The organism is Paracoccus sediminilitoris, assembly GCF_003259195.1.
Lineage (GTDB): Bacteria > Pseudomonadota > Alphaproteobacteria > Rhodobacterales > Rhodobacteraceae > Paracoccus > Paracoccus sediminilitoris.
This window is the reverse complement of record NZ_QJPK01000002.1, coordinates 142,784-161,624: the sequence shown is the minus strand read 5'-3', so window position 1 is coordinate 161,624 and position 18,841 is coordinate 142,784. Positions and strand designations below refer to the sequence as shown.

The window sequence follows — 18,841 nt, the reverse complement described above, 5'->3', positions numbered from 1 at the left end:
TCGGTTCTCTCTCCCTTATCCTTCGATGATCTGAACCTGCCACGGCATCAGTCCGGCCACCTCGTCTTCCGAGAGGTTGGCGCGGATCAGCAGGGTCTGCAGGTCGTCGGCGCGGCGGAAGGACAGGACGGGTCCCTCGGCCTTGATATCGGTCATGGTGCCGGCGCGCAGGGCGCTGTGCTTGTTGCGCAGCCCGATCGCCCAACGGTAATGGTGCAACATGGACTGGGCGTCGGCTTCCTGGCCGACCACGGTCCGCTGCAGATGCGGATGCGGCACCGGCAGCCAAGGCTGGCTGGTCGAAAAGCCGCCATTTACCCCCATGTCCCAGACCATCGGCGTGCGACAGCCGTCGCGGCCCTTGAACTCGGGCCAGAACTCGATGCCATAGGGGTCGCGCAATTCCTCGAACTTCAGCTCGGCTTCGGGCAGGCCCAGTTCCTCGCCCTGATAGAGGCAGACCGACCCGCGCAGGCACATCAGCACCGTGGCATAGGCCTTGGCCGCCTGATCGGTCAGGTTCCAGCGGCTGATATGGCGCACCACGTCATGGTTCGACATGGCCCAGCACGGCCAGGCATTGGGCGCGGTCGCCAGCAGGCCTTCAAAGACCTCGACGATGCGGCTGGCCGGCAGGTTGTCGCCCGACAGGAAGTCGAAGACATAGGACATCTGCACGCGACCCGGCACGCCGGTATATTCCTCCAGCAGTTCCAGCCCACGCTCGCTGTCGCCGATTTCGCCCACGACCGACGCGCCATAGGGGACGATCACCTGGTTCAACCGCTCCAGGAAGACCGGGTTTTCGGGCTGGGACTTGCTGTAACGGTGGCTCTGGTGGTTATAGGGGTTCACGGCCGGGGCAGTGTCGGCCTTGCGCAGTTCCGGCGCCAAAGGCGGGTTGTCGCGCAGCTGTTCGTCATGGAAATAGAAGTTGATCGTGTCCAGCCGGAAGCCGTCCACGCCCTTTTCCAGCCAGAACCGCACCATGTCCAGCAATGCGTCCTGCACCTCCATGTTGTGGAAGTTCAGGTCGGGCTGCGAGTTCAGGAAGTTGTGCAGGTAATACTGTTCGCGACGCGCATGCCATTGCCAGGCACTGCCGCCAAAGATCGACAGCCAGTTGTTGGGCGGCGTTCCGTCGGGCCTGGGGTCCGACCAGACATACCAGTCCGCCTTGGGGTTGTTGCGGCTGGCGCGGCTTTCCTTGAACCAGGGATGCTGGTCCGAGGTATGCGACATCACCAGGTCGATCATCACCTTCAGGCCCAGTTCATGCGCCCGTTCGACCAGCCAGTCGAAATCGTCCATCTTGCCGAAGATCGGGTCGATGCCACGGTAATCGCTGACATCATAGCCGAAATCACGCATCGGAGAGGTGAAGAAGGGCGAGATCCAGACTGCATCCACGCCAAGCGAGGCGACATAGGGCAGGCGCTGCGCGATCCCGGTCAGATCGCCGATGCCGTCCCCGGTCGTGTCCTGAAAACTGCGCGGATAGATCTGATAGATCACGCCGCCCTTCCACCAATCCGTCTTCATTTCCGTCAAGTCATCCACCTTTCACTGACCCGGCCAGCAATCCGCGGACCAGGTATTTCTGCATCGCGAAGAAAACCGCCAAGGGCACCGCGATAGAGATGAACGCCGAGGTCGCCAAGATCTCCCATTCACCTCCGCGCGATCCCATCAGCTCTCGCAGCAGGCCGGTCATCACCAGCTGTTCGCGGGTATTGCCCAGAAAGACCGTCGCGACCAGCAGGTCGTTCCAGACCCACAGGAACTGGAAGATCGCGAAACTGGCCAGCGCCGGGAAGGACAGGGGCAGGATGATGCGGCGGAAGATCTGGAACTCGGTCGCGCCATCGACGCGCGCGCTCTCGATCACCTCGCGCGGCAGGCCGACCATGTAGTTTCGCAGCAGATAGACCGCCAAGGGCAGGCCGAAGCCGGTATGCGCCAGCCAGATCCCCAGATAGCCCTTGCCGATGCCCAGGTCGTTATGCATCCGCAGCAGCGGGATCAGCGCCACCTGCAGCGGCACGACCAACAGGCCGACCACGCAGGCCGTCAGGATCGCGCGTCCCGGAAACCGCATCCACGCCAGCGCATAGGCGGCGAAGGCCGCGATCAGGATCGGGATCACCGTCGCCGGGATCGTCACCGTCATCGTGTTCATGAAGGCCCGACCCAAACCTCCCGCCGTCATCACCCTGGCATAGTTGTCGGTGGTGAAGCTGGGGGGCGATTCCGTGGTGGTAAATATCCGCTCGCCGCGCCGCATGTCGAAGGGCTGGGCCGAGGTCATCTGATAGCGGCCATCCTCGGCCACGGTCAGGTTGACGCCCGGCTCGATCTCGACGGTGTCGCCGGGCGCGTTGGCATCGGGGGCGCGGGCACTGGTGCCCCAGGACACCAATTTCTGCGTGCCTTCCAGCGCGCTGCCCTCGATGACATAGAGCCCGTCGCGCTGGACCTGGTCATCGGTCGTGCCCGACCGCACAAAGCCGGTCTGTACCGACCCGGAAAACGACTGCCACCATCCCGAGGTCGAAATCTGGTCGCGGTCGCGGAACGATGACACGAACAACCCCAGCGTCGGGATCGTCCACAACAGCACCAGCAGGAAGGCGGCAAGATTGACCGCCCAAGCCAGCGAGGATTTCTGTCCGGCCATGCCTTCCATCAGCGAACCTCCTTGCGGGCGTTGTAGATGTTCCAGACCATGATCGGCGTGACCAGGATCATCAGCACGATGGCAATGGCCGATCCGCGTCCGTAATCGGGCGTGCCGCGGAACATCCAGTCATACATCAGGTTGGCCAGCACCTGCGTGCCCCATTGGCCGTTGGTCATCACGAAGACGATGTCGAAGACCTTCAGCACGACGATGGTGATGGTGGTCCAGACGACGGCGATGGTGCCCATGATCTGGGGCACCTTGATCTTGAAGAAGACCTGCAGGGGCGATGCGCCGTCCAGCACGGCGGCCTCGATGGTTTCCTCGGGGATGCCGCGCAGCGCGGCCGACAGGATCACCATGGCGAAACCGGTCTGAATCCAGACCAGCACGATCATCAGGAAGAAATTGTTCCAGCCAGGCAGCGTCAGCCAGATCTGAGGTTCGCCCCCGAACCGGGTCACGATCCAGTTCAGAAGGCCGATCTGGGTTTCGCCGGATGCCCGATATTCATAAATGAATTTCCAGATCACGCCCGCGCCGACAAAGCTGATGGCCATGGGCATGAAGATCAGCGACTTGCCGATATTGCCCCATTTCAGCCGGTCGGTCAGCTGCGCCGCCAGCAGGCCGAACAGCGTGGCCAGCGCCGGCACGACCAGCAGCCACAGCATGTTGTTCAGCATCGATTCGCGGAACTTGCCATCGCCCATCAGCCAGACATAGTTGTCGACGCCGACGAATTGCGACCCGTCTGAATTGAACAGGGACCGCCACAGGCTGTCGAAGACGGGATAGACCAGGTACATCCCCAGAAACAGGATGGCGGGCCCCAGGAACAGCCATGGCCTGATCTGGCCGGCGCGGCGGATGTTGTCGCCCGCCTTTTCACCCTTGGCGGGATAGATCCGGTCCAGCAGCCAGTTCGACCCCCAGAACCATGCCACGCATCCGAACACCCCGATGGCGATCGTGCTGACGGCCAACCACAGCAGTTCCATGTCCTAACCCCCATTGGTCGCAAAAGGCGCGGCATGTCATGCTGCCGCGCCGGTCGGTTCCTGCCGCGATCAGTTCAGCGACGCCCAGGTGTCCTGGATGCGGTCCGCGACTTGCTGGGCGGATGCGCCGCCCACGAAATCGATCATGCCGGTCCAGAAGGCGCCCGCGCCGATTGCGCCCGGCATCAGGTCCGACCCGTCAAAGCGGAAGACGGTGGCGTCCAGCAGGATCTCTCCCATGCGGCGGACGGTCGGGTCGTCATAGGCTTCGACATTGGCACCGGTGAAGGGCGTCACGAAGCCCTGCTGCGCCATCCAGATCTCGTGGGCAGCGGGGGTCTTCAGGAAGTCGACAAAGGCCATGGCGGCGGGGTTGTCGGACAGGACGGCAAACATGGTGCCGCCACCCAGAACGGGCTGGCCCAGATCGCCCGAAGCGGGCGCGGGCATGTAGAAGAAATCGGCATCCTCGCCCACGATGGTCCCTTCGGGGAAGAAGGTCGTGATGAAGCTGGCCTGGCGATGCATGTAGCAGGCGGGCGGGCTGTCGAACAATCCGGCCGGGCTCTCGCGGAAATCGGTCGAGCTGACGGCACCGACGCCACCGGCGACGTAGTCGGGGTTCTTTGCGAACCAGCCGAATTCCTCGATGGCGGCGACGACCTTGGGATCGTTGAACGGCATCTGGTTGGTGGTCCAGGCGTCGTAATCCTCGGGGGTCGCGGTGCGCAGCATCAGGTCCTCGACCCAGTCGGTGGCGGGCCAGCCGGTCGCGCCGCCCGAGCCGAGGCCGATGCACCAGGGCGTCTCGCCCTCCTCGGCGATCTGCTGGGTCAGGGTCTTCAGATCCTCGTAGGTTTCGGGCACCTCATAGCCGGCATCCTCGAAGTTCTCGGGGACGTACCAGACCAGCGACTTGACGTCGGCCTTGTAGGGAAAGGCGAACAGCTGCTCGGTGCCGTCCTGATCGGCATAGGTGCCCAGCGCCGACCAGCTTTCGCCGGCAGCGTAATTGTCCTTCAGCCACTGCGCGGTTTCGTCACCCAAGGGGCGCAGAAAGCCGCGCTTGGCCAGGTCGGCGGCCAGCCCCGGCTGCGGGAAGACCGCCATGTCGGGGGGCGATCCGGCCTCGCTGTCGATGACGATCTGCTGTTCGAAGCTGTCGGAACCGGAATAATTCGCCTGCGCCCCGGTCGCCTCGTTGAAATAGGCGATGACCGACTGGAACAGTTCCTGGTCGCCGCCAAGCCACGGCCCCAGGATGTTGAAGCTTTCGCCTTCCAAGTCGGGATGGGCGGCCTTGAATTCGTCCAGGCTGGCCCAGTTGATGCGGTCGTCGCTGCCCGGTTCGATCACCAGCTCAGCCTGCGCAAAGCCAGCACCCAATGCGATGATGGCGGCGGTCGTCAGCAATGTTGTCTTCAAGTCGTCCTCCCTGAACGCTGCGGGCCTTGCGGCGGCCCTTTGCCGTGAACATTCGACAGATTCACCGATACTGTCAAACGCTTATCATTCCCACTCCAATTCCTTGTAGGCGGCAGTAGCATCGCGTGCCACGGTCATCTCGAAGGAATTCCACGATGTCGCGAAGGATTTCAAATCGTTCGTGATCATCGGAACGGCCTTGGACATGGGAACACCTTGGGCGATGCGGCTTCGCGCAGCCTCTGCAAGCGCTTTCAAAAAATCCTCCTGGGGCTGATGCGCCAGCGCCCAGTCCGCGGTGGGTTCGCCATGCCCCGGCACGATCAGCCGCGCCCCGTCCGCAGGGTCCCCCTGCAACCATGAGAGCCATCCCGAAAGCGATCCGTCAACCACCGGCGTCAGGCCGCGAAAAACAAGGTCGCCCGTGAAGAAGGTCCCCGTCACGACATCCAGCGCCGTCAGGTCGTTGTCGGTATGCGCCGAAGGCCATGCCTGCAGCCGGATGGGACGCCCGCCCAAATCGATGCTGTCGCGATCCGTGACCCCCATCCGGGGCAGCGCGACCCCGGTGCCGATCCATTCTGACGGCGGAAACAGACGCTGCAGGTTTTCCAGATAGGTACCGGCGCGGTATTGCAGCCCGTTCGACATGGCGTGATGGGCCACGATGGTGGCGCCCGCCTCGGCCATGACCTCGGCGCCCAAGACGTGATCGGGATGCATATGGGTCAAGACCAGATGGCTGATCGGCTTGTCCGTCATCCGCCGGATTGCGACATACATCGCCTGCCCCTGCGCCCGTGACACGCCCGCATCGATGACGGCGACGCTGTCATCACCCTCGATCACGCCAAGATTGGCGATGCGGCCATCGGGGGATTCTTCCATCTGCACGGGGTCGCCCAGGAACGCGTGGATGCCGGGACGCAATTCGGTCAGGGGCGCGGCGGGCAGATCGGCATTATCGACACAGTCTGGGCGGTCGCCCTGCAGCTGCGGATGGCCATCCAGCCAGTCATCCGCGATTCGCTGCATCCGCGACATGCACTCTTGCCGCGTCGCGGCATCCCCTGCAGGCAGCAGCACGGGCGCGCAATCCAAAGGGGCCGCAGCCAGACAGACGTTCACAATCAGATGAAACATGCCCGAAAAACCCAGTAATTTCACGATCCGCCCGCATCGGACCTAACCTTAAGACTTTTGTCGGGTTGATTCATCCTGCCCCTGATCTACATTTGAATCCAGTCGCCTTCGATGTGGCGGACCTGACATGAAGGAGGATCTTGTATGGCCTGGAAGAAACCGACCCTGACTGAAATCGCCTGCGGCATGGAAATCAACATGTATGCGCCGGCCGAGGACGAACCCGTCCTGTTCTGAGCCTTGCCTAACCGGCAAAGCGACGGCCCCGTCCGATTCCGTCGGACGGGGTCTTTTTCATAAAGCGGGGTCTGATGCGGATCATCATCTTGGGGGCAGCGGCCGGTGGCGGCCTGCCTCAGTGGAATTGCGGATGCGACAATTGCAAAGCGGCGCGTGCAGGGCGGATACCCTCGCTGACGCAAAGTTCAGTCGCGGTCAGCGCGGACGGGCAGGACTGGGCGATCCTGAATGCGTCCCCCGACATCCGCATGCAACTGGCGGCGACTCCTGCCCTGCACCCCACCGGCCCCCGCGACATGCCACTGCGGTCGGTGCTGGTCACGAATGGGGATATCGACCATGTGGCGGGGCTGCTGACGCTGCGCGAAAGCCAGCCCTATGATCTGTTTGCAACGCAGGCGATCCATGATGCCTTGGCGGCGAACCCGATGATCGGCGCCCTGCGCGCCGATCTGGTGCCGCGCCGGACCGTCACCTTGGACCAGACCGTCGACTTGGCCCCCGGCCTGACCGCAACGCTGTTTGCTGTGCCGGGCAAGGTGCCGCTGTATCAGGAACAGGGCGAGGTTCAGACCGGCCTGGTCGGAGAGACCACGGTCGGTGTCGAACTGAAAGCCGGGGGCAAGCGCGCCTTCTACATCCCCGGCTGCGCCGACATGCCCAACTGGCTGAAGGCTCGGATCGACGGCGCCGATGCGCTGCTGTTCGACGGCACCCTGTGGGAGGATGACGAGATGATCCGCATGGGTCTGGGCGTCAAAACGGGTCGCCGGATGGGCCACATGGCCGCGACCGACACGATGACCGCGCTGGATGGGGTGTCCATCGGGCAGCGGATCTTCGTGCATATGAACAATTCGAACCCGCTGACCGACCCCGACAGCGCGCAGACGGCCCAGGCCCGCGCACAGGGCTGGCAGGTGGGTCGCGACGGAATGGAGATCTTGCCGTGAAGGACATCCAGAATCAGGCGCAATCGCGCCAGGATTTCGAGGCGCGGCTGCGCGCCATCGGGGCCGAGCGATATCACGACCGCCACCCGTTCCACGCCCGCCTGCATGGCGGCGATTGCACCCCTGACGAGGTCCGGGCCTGGGTCATCAACCGCTGGATGTACCAGTCGCGCATCCCCATGAAGGACGCGGCCTTCATGTCGCGCGTCGAGGATCCCGACCTGCGCCGCGCATGGCGCAAGCGGATCGAGGATCATGACGGCGGCACCACCGAAGGCGGGGGCATCCGGCGCTGGCTGGCCTTGGCACAGGCCGTGGGGCTGGACCCCGACTATGTCGCATCGGGCGTGGGCATCATGCCCGCGACGCGCTTTGCGGTCGATGCCTATGTCCGCTTCGTGCGGGACATGCCACTGCTGGACGCGGTCGCCGCCAGCCTGACCGAGCTGTTCGCCCCCAAGATCCACGCCCAACGCATCGAAGGGCTGCTGGCCCATTACGACTTCGCCGATGACAGCAGCCTGGCCTATTTCCGCAAGCGCCTGACCGAGGCCCCCGACGACGTCAAGTTCGGCCTGGATTACGTGTTGACCCATGCCGACACCCGCGAAAAGCAGGATGCGGCGGCGGCGGCGCTGATCTTCAAGACGGATGTCCTGTGGGCACAGCTGGATGCACTGTGGAACGGCTATGTCATGGGCAACACGCCGCCGGGCGCGTGGCAACCGGGCGAAGGGATGCTGTCATGACCGCGCTGATCACCCCCGACGACGTCCCCTATCTGCCGCGCGGCGTGCGGTTGGAAAACGACCAGCTGCGCAACATCCGCGTTCTGCAGGCCCCCGAACGCGCCATGCAGCTGGACCAGATCGGCGATGCCATCCTGGGCGAACTGGACGGCGCACGCAGCCTGGCGCAGATCACGCGGGATCTGGCCGCCCGCTATGACGCGCCGGTGGAACAGATCGAGGGCGATGTCCGCGACTTTCTGACCGGGCTGATTGAGAGGCGCATGGTCTTCCTGCGGGACATCACATGAAGGATCTTCCCGCACAGCCCCGCGACCTTGACGGCAACACCGTGACCCCCGGCTTGCCCATGGCCATGCTGGCCGAGATCACACATCGCTGCCCGCTGGCCTGCCCCTATTGCTCAAACCCGGTCGAGCTGATCCGCGCCAAAACGGAAATCAGCGCCGATGACTGGGGCCGCGTCTTCCGTCAGGCCGCCGACTTGGGCGTGCTGCAGGTCCATATCTCGGGCGGGGAACCGGGCGCCCGGCGTGACCTGGCGCAGATCGTGACCCATGCGCGCGACGCGGGGCTCTATGTGAACCTGATCACCTCGGGGATCGGCATCACCCGTGACCGGCTGCTGGAACTGGATGCGGCGGGGGTCGATCACGTCCAGCTGTCGCTGCAGGGCATCCGCCCCGACATGGCCGACCGCATCAGCGGCCATTTCGGGTCTTGGGACAAGAAGATGGGCTTTGCCGATTGGGTGACCGAAATCGGCTTTCCGCTGACCATCAACGCCGTCGTGCACCGCCAGAACATGGACCGCCTGCCCGACATGATCGCACTGGCCGAGCGTCTTGGCGCTCGCCGGATCGAGGTGGCGACCGTCCAGTTCCACGGATGGGCCGAGCTGAACCGCAAGGCGCTGATGCCGACCCGCGACCAGGCCGAAACGGCGCGTCGGATCGTCAACGAGGCCCGCATCCGCCTGCGCGGCAGGATGGTCATCGATTACGTCCCCGCCGATCACCATGCCATCTATCCCAAGGCCTGCATGGGGGGCTGGGGCTCGCTTGGCCTGAATGTGGGGCCGGATGGCACGGTCCTGCCCTGCCACGCCGCGCAGTCGATCGACTGGATGCGGTTCGAGAACGTGCAGGACCGCAGCCTGTCGGATATCTGGCACCTGTCGGACAGCTTCAACGCCTTCCGTGGCACGGAATGGATGCCCGAACCCTGCGCCAGCTGCGAACGGAAAAACGTGGATTTCGGCGGCTGTCGGTGTCAGGCTATGGCCTTGGCAGGTGATGCGCGGGCAACCGACCCGGTCTGTTCCAAATCACCGCTTCATGCGCAGATCGTCCGGCGGGCCGAGGAGGATGCGGCTGCCGACACGACCGAGTTCGTCTATCGGCGCATGTCAAAGGGAGGATAGGACATGAAGCCTTGGCTGATCGCCGCGGCGCTTGCGCTGGCCACGCCCCTTTGGGCTCAGGGCACGCCACCGGACAACCCGCTGCAACCCTCGCCCACATGGGAGGACATCCGCGAATCCGTCGTGGGTCTTGTGACCGAACCGCCCGTCGATCCGGGGGTGATCGACCTGACCGCGCCCCATCGCGCCAATGATCCCGCCATCGTGCCTGTGCGGCTGATCCAGCCCCGGGACGCGCCGCCGGTGACCGCGGCGACGATCGTCATCGACGAAAATCCGGCGCCCGTCGCCGCGGAATACACCTTCGGCGATGCGCTGATGCCGCTGGATTTCGAAATGCGCGTCCGCGTCGACCGCTATTCCGACCTGCGCAGCATCGCCACGACCGCCGACGGATCGCAGGTCATGGCGGGGCGCTTTGTCAAGGCGGCGGGCGGCTGTTCGGCCCCGGCGGGCAAGAACATGGCCGAGGTGACGCGCACCATGGGCCAGATGCGCTGGCGGACCGCGACCGAGGACGGCCGCGACATCGGCACGCTGATGATTCGCCACCCCAATTTTTCGGGGCTGCAGCGCGATCAGTACACGTTGTTGAACATCCCCGCCCATTTCATCGACAAGCTGGAAGTGCGCCAGGGGGACGATGTGCTGTTCACGATGGCGGCGGGCATCTCGGTCGCCGAGGACCCGGTCTTCCGTTTTGCCTATCAGGATGACGGTCGCCCGATCCATGTCCATGTCGAGGATACCGAAGGCAACGTCTGGGACGAAACCTTCCAGCCGGTCAGCGGCTAGGACCCAAGGACCAATCGCGGATCATGCGACTTAGGTCGCGCCATGACGCTTGCTTTATGTGCAACCTTACCTAAACTGGACCTTCGGACGGGACGCCTCGAGGAGGGGGCACCGCCGATACCCAGGGAGGAATGCCATGACCGCAGCCGCCATTCAGGCGCGCCCTGTGCCGTCACCGCGACCCACCGCCGACCAGGTCCGTGAAATCCTGATCGTCGATGATCATCCGTTGATGTGTGATGCGCTGGCGCTGACTTTGAAGATCAGCTTCGGATTGAAGAATGTCCGCACGGCGCGCAGCCTGGCGGCTGCCGTCGAACAGATCCGGGCGCAGGGCGCGCCCGATGCCGTGATCCTGGACCTGAACCTGCCCGATGCCCGCGGTGCCGAAGGCATCGTCACGCTGCGTCGGCAATTGCCCGACGTACCCATCACGATGATCTCGGCCGATCTGGAAGGGGCGATGATCTCGGCTGCGATGGCGGCGGGCGCACAGGGTTACATCAGCAAGTCCCTGTCGCGCGAGGCGCTGGTCGACAGCCTGCGCCGCATGTGGGAGGGCGAACATGTCACCCCCGAGGGATATTGCCCCGAACTGGACGGTGCCGAGGATCAGGCACGGGCCGAACTGGCCCGCCGCTTCGCCTCGCTGACGCCGCAGCAAATGAAGATCCTGCGGCTGATCTGCAAGGGCAAGGCCAACAAGGAGATCAGCTACGAGCTGTCGATCGCCGAGGCCACGGTCAAGACCCACATCACGGCGATCATGTCCAAGATCAACGCACGCCGCCGCACGCAGGCGGTGCTGCTGGCCAATTCTATCCGGCTTTTCGAGGCCGGGTGATGCATACCGACCCGGCGGCGAAGGAGGGCGCATCCGGGCCGGTGGCCGTGCAGGCTGACCGCGGCGGGGCCAATCTGGTCCCGACCCTGCTGGACGGCCTGCGCGGCATCAATCCCGCGCTGGTGCTGCTGTTCGGGGCGCAGGGCCAGCAGCTGGCGGATCTGGACGCCGCGTTGCGCGACCACCTGCCCCCTGATTGCGTCATCACCGGCTGTTCATCGGCCGGAGAGATCGGGCCACAGGGCTATGCCAGCGACAGCGTGGTGGCCATCGGCTTTCCGGCGGCGCAGTTCCGGGCGCGGGCGATGGTGCTGCCCGACATCTCGGCGCTTCCGGTGTCGGATTGGCTGGCGGGGCTGCGGCACATGCACCGGGCCTTTCGTCCCCATCCCCGCCGCAATCTTTTCGGTCTGCTGCTGGTCGACGGTCTTTCGGGACAAGAGGACGCGCTGGTCGCCACCCTGGACGCGGCCCTGCCATCGCTGCCGGTGATCGGGGGGTCGGCGGGCGACGGGCTGGATTTCGAACGCACCTCTCTGCTGGCGCAATCGCGGGTGATGTCCAATGTCGCGGTCTTCATGCTGGTCGAGACGGATCTGGACATTTCCGAGGTGACCTTCGCCCATTTCAGCCCCACCCCGATCCGCGCCGTCGTCACCGCCGCCATTCCCGAAAAACGGCGCATCCTGGAACTGAATGCCGAACCCGCCGCGCTGGAATATGCGCGGCTGACCGGACTCAGCCCCGACAGGTTGACGCCGTCGGAATTCGCGCGCCATCCGCTGCTGCTGCGCATGGGGCGCCGTCACCATGTCCGCGCCATCAGTGCAGTGACCGAAGATGACGGCCTGTCCCTGCTGTCGGCCATCGACATCGGCACCGTGCTGACCCTGGGACGGGCCGAGGACATGACCCAGGGGTTTTCCGACGCGCTGGATGCCCTGCCCCGCCCACCGTTGATGGTCCTGGCCTTCGACTGCATCCTGCGCCGGCTGGCGCTGGAACGCGCCGGGCTGACCGATTGCATGTCGGCCATGTATCGCCGCTATCGCATTGCCGGGTTCAACACCTATGGCGAACAGCATTGCGGCATGCATGTGAACCAGACCTTCGTGGGGCTGGCCTTCATGGCCCCCAAGGCCGGGGACAGCGATGCTGCGTGACGACGACACCCCCGCGCGTCAGGTCCAGAAGCTGGACCGCATCAACGCCGTCCTGATCGACCGTATCGACCGGCTGGAAGAATCGCGCGGATCGGCCTGGTCGATGTTCCAGGCCGCCGTCGCGCTGGAGCAGGAGGTCCTGGCCCGCACCCGGGACCTGGAACGGGCGATGACAGACCTGTCGCAGCGCAACCGCGAACTGGCCGTGGCCCGCGCCTCGGCCGAAGAGGCGAACCGGTCCAAGACCCGTTTCCTGCGCGCGGCCAGCCATGACCTGTTGCAGCCCTTGTCGGCGGCGCGGCTGTTCCTGTCGGCGCTGGCGGACACGCCCATGGACGATCATCAGACAGAGCTGACCAACAGGCTGGGCAGCGCCTTTGAATCGGTCGAACAGCTGATGCACGCGGTGCTGGACATCTCTCGGCTGGACAGCCAGCGGATCGAATTCAACCGCCAGCCCGTTCCTTTGGGCGATCTGTTCCGCAGGCTGGCCGCCGAATTCGCGCCCCTGGCCGATGCCAAGGACCTGCGGCTGGGGTTCCGCCCGACGGACCTGGTTGTGGAAAGCGATCCGGTCTTTCTGCGGCGTATCGCACAAAATCTTGTATCGAACGCCATCAAATACACAAATAAGGGTGGGGTTATCGTCGGCGCAAGGCGGCGGGGTGGCATGTGCTGGCTGACCATTCATGACACGGGGATCGGCATTCCGGCCGTTGACCGCAACCGCATCTTTGATGAATTCCAGCGCCTGACCCATGATCAGGCGACGCCCGGCATGGGCCTGGGCCTGTCCATCGTCCGCCGCGCCTGTGCCAAGCTGGGTCATCCGATCAGCTTCAGTTCCGAGGCGATGCGGGGCACCACCTTCCGCGTCGGCCTGCCCCTGATCGACGCCCGCGAGGCCAAGCCCGACAAGCCGACCGATGCCGCCATCCTGGCCCTGCGCGGGCGGGTCGCGCTGGTCGTCGAGAACGATCCCGACATGCGCCGCGGCTATGAGATGATCCTGCGCGACCGTCTGGGCATGGTTCCCCGCATCGCCGGCGGCACGGCCGAGGCGCTGGCCACCATGGGGGACGAGCCGCCCGACGTCATCCTGGCCGATTACCACCTGGAAAACGGTGATACCGGCGTCGCGGCCATCGAGGCGCTGCGGGCCGCATCCGACCGTCCCGTGCCCGCCGTGATGGTCACGGCCCATCGCGACGCAATCATCGCGCGGACCTGTTCGGCGATGGGGGTGCATCTGCTGGAAAAGCCCGTGCGCCCCCCTGAGCTGGCCGAGATGCTGGGTCGGCTTCTGGCCTAAGACCAAGGGTGGACAGGACCGATTGCGGGGCTTGCGATCCCCGTTCACTGCCCCATCATGGCCCCACGTTTGGGAGGACGAGAGATGATGAAACGCGCCATTGCCATTGCCCTTTGGGCAGCCCTTTCGATGCCTCAGGCCGGGCTTGCCGCCGAGGCGGGCGATGCGGTCTTTTCCGAACGCGGCCCGTGGGATCTGGGGCAGGAAGCCCTGGAATGGCAGATGACCGTCGAAGGTCCCGCCGTCGAAAGGTTCCGCCCGACAGCCGATAGCCGATTGATCCTGAGCCAGATCATCGACCCCTCGGACCAGCAGCCGGTGCTGCAGCTGCAGCAGCAGGGCGATGCGGCGAACCGCAAGATCGGACCGTTTCCGATTTCGGCGGGCGACCCGGTGCTGACCTATTTCCTGGAAGAGACCGTGCGCGACATGGCCGCCCTGACCGGGGGCAGCCCGCATTACATCCGCAACCGGATGAAGGATGCCATCTTTCGCGGCGGAGAGATCACCGAACAGGATGGCCGGAAGGTCGCGACTTTCAAGCCCTTCGCCCAGGATCAGAACGCCGCCCGGATGAAGGGGTTCGATTCGCTGACCCTGACCTTCGTCATGGATGATCCCAAGGATCCGATCCGCGAATTGCGCGCCGCCACCGACCAGTCCCCCGGCTATCGCAACACGCTGGTGCTGCAATGAGGGCTGTCGCCGCCGGCTTCGTCGCCCTGCTGGCTTGGCCGGCGGCGGCGCAGTCGGTGAACGATTACCCCACCAACGCCCGGGTCGAATACGTGACTACCTGCATGGCCACCAACGGCAACACCCGTGAAATGCTGGACCGCTGTTCCTGCGCCATCGACCGCATCGCCGAAATCCTGCCCTATGACGGCTATGTCGGGGCCGAAACCATCCTGCGCATGCAGCAGACCAATGGCGAAAGATCGTCGATGTTCAAGGGGATGGCCCAGATGAACGAAACCGTCGCCACCCTGCGACGTGCCGAGGCCGAGGCCGAGATCATCTGTTTCTAGCCCAGCCCCAGACCGATGCCCGCCCCCGCGGTCAAGGCCAGCACGGCCACCAGCCACAGGGGCACGGCAGGCTTGGGCTGGACGACGGTCAGTCGGGCCTCCTCAGGGTGGGCGCGTTCCCACAGGGCCTGTTCGACGATGCGGGGCAGCAGCGGCCCATAGCGGCCGATGGTCTGCGCCACCTGCGACAGGTCGTGCAACGCGGCCTTGGGGCCGATGCTGCCCTTGATGTAATCTGACACTACCGGCTTGGCCGCGTCCCAGATGTTCAGCTGCGGGTCCAGCGACCGGGCGACGCCTTCGACCACGACCATGGTGCGCTGCAGCAGGATCAGTTCGGTCCTTGTGGGCATGCCGAACCGTTCGGTTACCTCGAACAGATAGGACAGCAGGTTCGCCATGCTGATGCGGCTGGCATCGGCGCCGAAAATCGGCTCGCCCACGGCGCGCAGGGCCCGGGCAAAGGCGGCCTCGTCTTGGTCGCGGGGGACATAGCCCGCCTCGAAATGGACGCGGGCGACGCGACGATAGTCGCGCTGGATGAAGCCATAGAGGATCTCGGCATAGACGCGGCGGGTGTATTCGTCGATCTCGCCCATGATGCCGAAATCATAGGCGATGACATCGCCATTGGCCGCGACCTTCAGGTTGCCGTGATGCATGTCGGCATGGAAGAAGCCGTCGCGCAGGGCGTGGGACAGGAACAGCTGGATCACCCGCCGTGCCAGGTCGGTCGTGTCGTGACCCGCCGCGATCAGCGCCTGCGGATCGCCCATCGGCAGCCCTTCGGCCCAATCGGCGGTCAGCACGCTGCGCGAGGAAAAGGCCCAATGCGGCATGGGGATCTGGAAGCCCGCGTCCTGCGCGGTGTTTTCCGCGAATTCGGATGCGGCCGCCGCCTCCAGCCGCAGGTCCTGCTCGCCCATGACCGTGTGTTCGAAATGGTTGACCACGTCGCGGGGGCGCAGGCGGCGTGTGCCGGGCGACAGGATCTCGATGATGCGGGCGCCGAAATGGAAGGCGTCGATGTCGCGCTTGAAGGCGGCACCGATGCCGGGGCGCACGACCTTGACTGCGACCTCGTGACCGCTGTCGCGCAGGCGGGCGCGGTGGACCTGGGCGATGGATGCCGCCGCCACCGGTTCGGAAAATTCCGAAAAGATCTGGTCGACGGGGCGGCGCAATTCCGCCGCGATGGCCTGCTTGGCGATGGGGGTCGGGAAGGGCGGCAGGCGGTCCTGCAGCATCCGCAGCTGCCCGGCCAGTTCCGGCCCCACCACGTCGGCGCGGGTCGAGAGAATCTGCCCGAACTTGATATAGGCCGGCCCCAAGGCGGTGATCGCCCGCGTGATCGGCGGCAGGTTCGGATCGCCCTTGTAGCCCAGCCAGCGGAACGGCCAGCCCAGCACCCTGGCGGCGACACGCAGCCGGACGGGGGCTTCGACCGCGTCCAGCACGGCCTCCATCGCGCCGGTGCGCTCGAACGTGGCGCCCGTGCGGATCAGGCGCAGGATGTTGTGGGGGCCGCGCATGAAACTACAACTTCCAGCCGGAATGCAGGGCTGCGATGCCCATGGTCAGGTTGCGGTACTGAACCCGCCCGAAGCCCGCATCGCGGATCATCTGGGCAAAGGTTTCCTGGACGGGGAAGCGGCGGATCGATTCGACCAGGTACTGGTAGCTGTCGCGATCGCCCGTCACCGCCTTGCCCATTGCCGGGATGACGTTGAAGCTGTAGCGGTCATAGGCCCATTGCATCGCCGGCACCGGGATCTGGCTGAATTCCAGCACCATCAGGCGACCGCCGGGTTTCAGCACGCGATAGGCCTCGGACAACGCGTCGGGGATGCGGGTCACGTTGCGAATGCCGAAGCTGATCGTATAGCGGTCGAAGGTCGCATCCGCGAAGGGCAGCGCCATCGCATCGCCCGTCACCCAGGCCAGCCGGTCGGCCTTGTCCACCGCATCGGCGCGCTTGCGCCCTTCGACCAGCATGGATTCGGTCATGTCGCAGACCGTCACCCGGCCGTGCGGCGCGCGGTCCAGAAAGCGGAAGGCCACATCGCCCGTGCCGCCCGCCACGTCCAGCAGGTGCTGACCCTCGCGCGGGGCCAGCCAATCCATCATGGCCGTCTTCCAAACGCGGTGGATGCCCACGCTCATCAGGTCGTTCATCACGTCATATTTCGACGCGACGCTGGAAAAGACCTCGTGGACCATGCCGGCCTTGGCATCTTCGTCCACGGTCTGGAAACCGAAATGTGTCGTCTTTGAATCCGTCATCACGCTTGCCGTTTACCTGTTCCATCGCCAGATAAGTCCGGCCAGCCGCTGGCACAATGACCGCGATGCGCCACAGGTGCAATGCGACGAAAGGAACCTGCGTGCCCGAACTGCCCGAAGTCGAGACCGTCCGCCGCGGCCTGCTGCCCCATCTGGAGGGCGCCCGCATCGCCCGCGCCGAGGTCCGCCGCCCCGATCTTCGCTGGCCAATTCCGCCCGACCTGGTGCAGGTGATGACGGGTGCCACCGTGACCGCGTTGCGGCGTCGGTCGAAATACTTGCTGGCCGATCTGGACCGTGGTGGCACGGTGCTGTGGCATCTTGGCATGTCGGGGAGGATGCTGGTCGAGGGTGCGGGCCTGGCCGGTTTCCACCGCGATCCGGGCATCATCGCGCGCCACGATCACGTGGTTCTGACCACCGATGCGGGCACCACCATTACCTTCAACGACGCGCGCCGTTTTGGCATGGTGGACCTGATCCGAGACGGTGCGGCGCATCCGCTGCTGGACCATCTGGGGCCGGAGCCCTTCGATCCGGTCTTCACCCCCGAATACCTGGCCGCGCGTCTGGCGGGCCGGCGCCTGCCCATCAAGCAGGCTCTGCTGGATCAGCGCATCGTGGCGGGCCTGGGCAACATCTATGTCAGCGAATCCCTGTGGCGGGCGGGGATCGATCCGCGCCGTGCCTCGGGGCGGATCGGGGCGGCGCGGCTGGCGGCGCTGGTCGGCCACATCCGTGACGTTTTGTCGGATGCCATCACGGCGGGCGGATCGTCCCTCCGCGATCATCGGCAGGCCAGCGGGGAACTGGGCTATTTCCAGCACAGCTTCCGCACCTATGACCGCGAAGGCCAGCCCTGCCTGCGGGACGGATGCGGCGGCACCATCCGGCGCATCGTGCAGTCGGGGCGGTCCAGTTTCTACTGCCCGGCCTGCCAACGCTGAACGCTTGGATTTCCCGCGCTCAAGCTGATAGGACTTGTGCCAATGCAAATTGGCAACGAGGTCCAAGCCCATGGCTTTTGAAACCATCATCGTGGAGATCGAGGACGAGGTCGCCCTGATCCGGCTGAACCGTCCCGAGGCGCTGAACGCGCTGAACGCCACGCTTCTGGACGAGCTGTCGGCGGCCCTGTCTGACGCCGACCGCAACGACAAGGTGCGTTGCATCGTCCTGACGGGCAGCGAAAAGGCCTTTGCCGCGGGCGCCGACATCAAGGAAATGTCGACAAAATCTTTCGTCGAGGTCTATGAACAGGACCTCTTCGGCGCCCAGATCGAAAAGATTACCCGCGTCCGCAAGCCGATCATCGCCGCCGTCAGCGGCTATGCCCTGGGTGGCGGCTGCGAGCTGGCGATGGTCTGCGACTTCATCATCTGTGCGGAAAACGCCAAGTTCGGCCAGCCCGAGATCAACCTGGGCGTCTGCGCGGGCATCGGCGGCACGCAGCGCCTGACGCGATTCGTTGGCAAGTCCAAGGCCATGGACATGAACCTCACCGGCCGCTTCATGGATGCCGCCGAGGCAGAACGCTCGGGGCTGGTCAGCCGCGTCGTCCCCACCCCCAAGCTGATTCCCGAAGCCCTGACCGCCGCCCGTAAGATCGCCGACAAATCGCAGATCGCGGTCAAGACCGTCAAGGAATCGGTCAACCGCGCCTATGAGACCACCCTGGCCGAGGGTCTGCTGTTCGAACGCCGCGCTTTCCATGCGCTGTTCGCGACCGAGGATCAGAAGGAAGGCATGGCCGCTTTCCTGGAAAAACGCGAAGCCCAGTTCCGCGACCGCTGAAAAGGGTT

At 65.0% G+C, this 18,841-nt stretch carries 20 protein-coding genes; 13 read left to right on the top strand and 7 right to left on the bottom strand.

The window, feature by feature from the left end:
• Positions 1 to 15: 15 nt before the first annotated feature.
• From DKT70_RS04710 to DKT70_RS04690, 5 genes are all read right to left on the bottom strand, one after another.
• On the bottom strand, positions 16 to 1,542 hold the full coding sequence (locus tag DKT70_RS04710; protein ID WP_111558217.1) for an alpha-amylase family glycosyl hydrolase: 1,527 nt from the start codon (positions 1,540 to 1,542) through the stop codon (positions 16 to 18).
• A 10-nt stretch (positions 1,543 to 1,552) separates the two neighbouring features.
• Positions 1,553 to 2,686, bottom strand: a complete 1,134-nt coding sequence (locus DKT70_RS04705) for a carbohydrate ABC transporter permease (RefSeq protein ID WP_111558055.1) — start codon at positions 2,684 to 2,686, stop codon at positions 1,553 to 1,555.
• Complete coding sequence (locus DKT70_RS04700; protein WP_111558054.1) at positions 2,686 to 3,681, bottom strand: carbohydrate ABC transporter permease; 996 nt, start codon at positions 3,679 to 3,681, stop codon at positions 2,686 to 2,688. The genes DKT70_RS04705 and DKT70_RS04700 overlap by 1 nt, the downstream gene beginning before the upstream one ends.
• A gap of 69 nt (positions 3,682 to 3,750) precedes the next feature.
• Positions 3,751 to 5,106, bottom strand: coding sequence for an ABC transporter substrate-binding protein (locus tag DKT70_RS04695; protein WP_111558053.1), 1,356 nt, complete (start codon positions 5,104 to 5,106; stop codon positions 3,751 to 3,753).
• A gap of 84 nt (positions 5,107 to 5,190) precedes the next feature.
• Positions 5,191 to 6,249, bottom strand: coding sequence for a quinoprotein relay system zinc metallohydrolase 2 (locus DKT70_RS04690; RefSeq protein WP_111558052.1), 1,059 nt, complete (start codon positions 6,247 to 6,249; stop codon positions 5,191 to 5,193).
• A gap of 144 nt (positions 6,250 to 6,393) precedes the next feature.
• Here DKT70_RS04690 and pqqA point away from each other — a divergent pair, with 144 nt between their 5' ends.
• The 11 genes from pqqA to DKT70_RS04635 all read left to right on the top strand — a co-directional run bounded on the left by pqqA (position 6,394) and on the right by DKT70_RS04635 (position 14,756).
• On the top strand, positions 6,394 to 6,486 hold the full coding sequence (gene pqqA, locus DKT70_RS04685) for a pyrroloquinoline quinone precursor peptide PqqA (protein WP_072296681.1): 93 nt from the start codon (positions 6,394 to 6,396) through the stop codon (positions 6,484 to 6,486).
• Positions 6,487 to 6,560: 74 nt separating this feature from the next.
• Positions 6,561 to 7,442 (top strand): pyrroloquinoline quinone biosynthesis protein PqqB, encoded by an 882-nt coding sequence (pqqB, locus tag DKT70_RS04680; RefSeq protein WP_111558051.1) that lies wholly within the window; start codon positions 6,561 to 6,563, stop codon positions 7,440 to 7,442.
• Positions 7,439 to 8,191 carry a pyrroloquinoline-quinone synthase PqqC gene (pqqC, locus tag DKT70_RS04675; protein WP_111558050.1) on the top strand — a complete coding sequence of 251 codons (753 nt, stop codon included), beginning with the start codon at positions 7,439 to 7,441 and terminating at the stop codon, positions 8,189 to 8,191. Before pqqB ends, pqqC begins: the two co-directional genes overlap by 4 nt.
• Positions 8,188 to 8,481: a pyrroloquinoline quinone biosynthesis peptide chaperone PqqD gene (gene pqqD, locus DKT70_RS04670; RefSeq protein ID WP_072296684.1), complete on the top strand. Its 294-nt coding sequence runs from the start codon at positions 8,188 to 8,190 to the stop codon at positions 8,479 to 8,481. Before pqqC ends, pqqD begins: the two co-directional genes overlap by 4 nt.
• Positions 8,478 to 9,614, top strand: coding sequence for a pyrroloquinoline quinone biosynthesis protein PqqE (gene pqqE, locus DKT70_RS04665; RefSeq protein ID WP_111558049.1), 1,137 nt, complete (start codon positions 8,478 to 8,480; stop codon positions 9,612 to 9,614). Before pqqD ends, pqqE begins: the two co-directional genes overlap by 4 nt.
• Positions 9,615 to 9,617: 3 nt before the next feature.
• Positions 9,618 to 10,409 (top strand): quinoprotein dehydrogenase-associated SoxYZ-like carrier, encoded by a 792-nt coding sequence (locus DKT70_RS04660; RefSeq protein ID WP_111558048.1) that lies wholly within the window; start codon positions 9,618 to 9,620, stop codon positions 10,407 to 10,409.
• Between the two features lie 136 nt (positions 10,410 to 10,545).
• Positions 10,546 to 11,253, top strand: a complete 708-nt coding sequence (locus DKT70_RS04655) for a response regulator transcription factor (protein WP_111558047.1) — start codon at positions 10,546 to 10,548, stop codon at positions 11,251 to 11,253.
• A complete protein-coding gene (locus tag DKT70_RS04650; RefSeq protein WP_111558046.1) occupies positions 11,253 to 12,416 on the top strand; it encodes an FIST N-terminal domain-containing protein in 1,164 nt (387 codons plus the stop codon). Before DKT70_RS04655 ends, DKT70_RS04650 begins: the two co-directional genes overlap by 1 nt.
• Complete coding sequence (locus DKT70_RS04645; protein ID WP_111558045.1) at positions 12,406 to 13,728, top strand: ATP-binding response regulator; 1,323 nt, start codon at positions 12,406 to 12,408, stop codon at positions 13,726 to 13,728. Before DKT70_RS04650 ends, DKT70_RS04645 begins: the two co-directional genes overlap by 11 nt.
• Positions 13,729 to 13,785: 57 nt before the next feature.
• The gene (locus DKT70_RS04640) at positions 13,786 to 14,424 is read left to right on the top strand and encodes a hypothetical protein (RefSeq protein WP_233490421.1); all 639 of its coding nucleotides are present in this window, start codon (positions 13,786 to 13,788) and stop codon (positions 14,422 to 14,424) included.
• Positions 14,421 to 14,756: a hypothetical protein gene (locus tag DKT70_RS04635; protein WP_111558044.1), complete on the top strand. Its 336-nt coding sequence runs from the start codon at positions 14,421 to 14,423 to the stop codon at positions 14,754 to 14,756. Before DKT70_RS04640 ends, DKT70_RS04635 begins: the two co-directional genes overlap by 4 nt.
• Here the strand turns inward: DKT70_RS04635 and ubiB are convergent.
• Both ubiB and ubiE read right to left on the bottom strand, forming a co-directional pair.
• On the bottom strand, positions 14,753 to 16,288 hold the full coding sequence (gene ubiB / locus DKT70_RS04630) for a 2-polyprenylphenol 6-hydroxylase (RefSeq protein ID WP_111558043.1): 1,536 nt from the start codon (positions 16,286 to 16,288) through the stop codon (positions 14,753 to 14,755). The genes DKT70_RS04635 and ubiB overlap by 4 nt on opposite strands.
• A 4-nt stretch (positions 16,289 to 16,292) precedes the next feature.
• On the bottom strand, positions 16,293 to 17,039 hold the full coding sequence (gene ubiE, locus DKT70_RS04625; RefSeq protein ID WP_111558042.1) for a bifunctional demethylmenaquinone methyltransferase/2-methoxy-6-polyprenyl-1,4-benzoquinol methylase UbiE: 747 nt from the start codon (positions 17,037 to 17,039) through the stop codon (positions 16,293 to 16,295).
• A gap of 101 nt (positions 17,040 to 17,140) precedes the next feature.
• On the opposite strand from ubiE, the gene mutM reads away from it, so the two are divergent.
• Both mutM and DKT70_RS04615 read left to right on the top strand, forming a co-directional pair.
• The gene (mutM, locus tag DKT70_RS04620) at positions 17,141 to 17,986 is read left to right on the top strand and encodes a bifunctional DNA-formamidopyrimidine glycosylase/DNA-(apurinic or apyrimidinic site) lyase (protein WP_111558041.1); all 846 of its coding nucleotides are present in this window, start codon (positions 17,141 to 17,143) and stop codon (positions 17,984 to 17,986) included.
• Positions 17,987 to 18,056: 70 nt separating this feature from the next.
• Positions 18,057 to 18,833: an enoyl-CoA hydratase gene (locus DKT70_RS04615; protein ID WP_111558040.1), complete on the top strand. Its 777-nt coding sequence runs from the start codon at positions 18,057 to 18,059 to the stop codon at positions 18,831 to 18,833.
• Positions 18,834 to 18,841 lie beyond the last annotated feature (8 nt).

Coding starts and splice junctions, on each gene's coding strand:
- DKT70_RS04710 (WP_111558217.1), bottom strand. CDS start 1,542: ATGAAGACGGATTGGTGGAAGGGCGGCGTGATCTATCAGATCTATCCG.
- DKT70_RS04705 (WP_111558055.1), bottom strand. CDS start 2,686: ATGGAAGGCATGGCCGGACAGAAATCCTCGCTGGCTTGGGCGGTCAAT.
- DKT70_RS04700 (WP_111558054.1), bottom strand. CDS start 3,681: ATGGAACTGCTGTGGTTGGCCGTCAGCACGATCGCCATCGGGGTGTTC.
- DKT70_RS04690 (WP_111558052.1), bottom strand. CDS start 6,249: ATGTTTCATCTGATTGTGAACGTCTGTCTGGCTGCGGCCCCTTTGGAT.
- pqqA (WP_072296681.1), top strand. CDS start 6,394: ATGGCCTGGAAGAAACCGACCCTGACTGAAATCGCCTGCGGCATGGAA.
- pqqB (WP_111558051.1), top strand. CDS start 6,561: ATGCGGATCATCATCTTGGGGGCAGCGGCCGGTGGCGGCCTGCCTCAG.
- pqqD (WP_072296684.1), top strand. CDS start 8,188: ATGACCGCGCTGATCACCCCCGACGACGTCCCCTATCTGCCGCGCGGC.
- pqqE (WP_111558049.1), top strand. CDS start 8,478: ATGAAGGATCTTCCCGCACAGCCCCGCGACCTTGACGGCAACACCGTG.
- DKT70_RS04660 (WP_111558048.1), top strand. CDS start 9,618: ATGAAGCCTTGGCTGATCGCCGCGGCGCTTGCGCTGGCCACGCCCCTT.
- DKT70_RS04655 (WP_111558047.1), top strand. CDS start 10,546: ATGACCGCAGCCGCCATTCAGGCGCGCCCTGTGCCGTCACCGCGACCC.
- DKT70_RS04650 (WP_111558046.1), top strand. CDS start 11,253: ATGCATACCGACCCGGCGGCGAAGGAGGGCGCATCCGGGCCGGTGGCC.
- DKT70_RS04645 (WP_111558045.1), top strand. CDS start 12,406: ATGCTGCGTGACGACGACACCCCCGCGCGTCAGGTCCAGAAGCTGGAC.
- DKT70_RS04640 (WP_233490421.1), top strand. CDS start 13,786: ATGGCCCCACGTTTGGGAGGACGAGAGATGATGAAACGCGCCATTGCC.
- DKT70_RS04635 (WP_111558044.1), top strand. CDS start 14,421: ATGAGGGCTGTCGCCGCCGGCTTCGTCGCCCTGCTGGCTTGGCCGGCG.
- ubiB (WP_111558043.1), bottom strand. CDS start 16,288: ATGCGCGGCCCCCACAACATCCTGCGCCTGATCCGCACGGGCGCCACG.
- ubiE (WP_111558042.1), bottom strand. CDS start 17,039: ATGACGGATTCAAAGACGACACATTTCGGTTTCCAGACCGTGGACGAA.
- DKT70_RS04615 (WP_111558040.1), top strand. CDS start 18,057: ATGGCTTTTGAAACCATCATCGTGGAGATCGAGGACGAGGTCGCCCTG.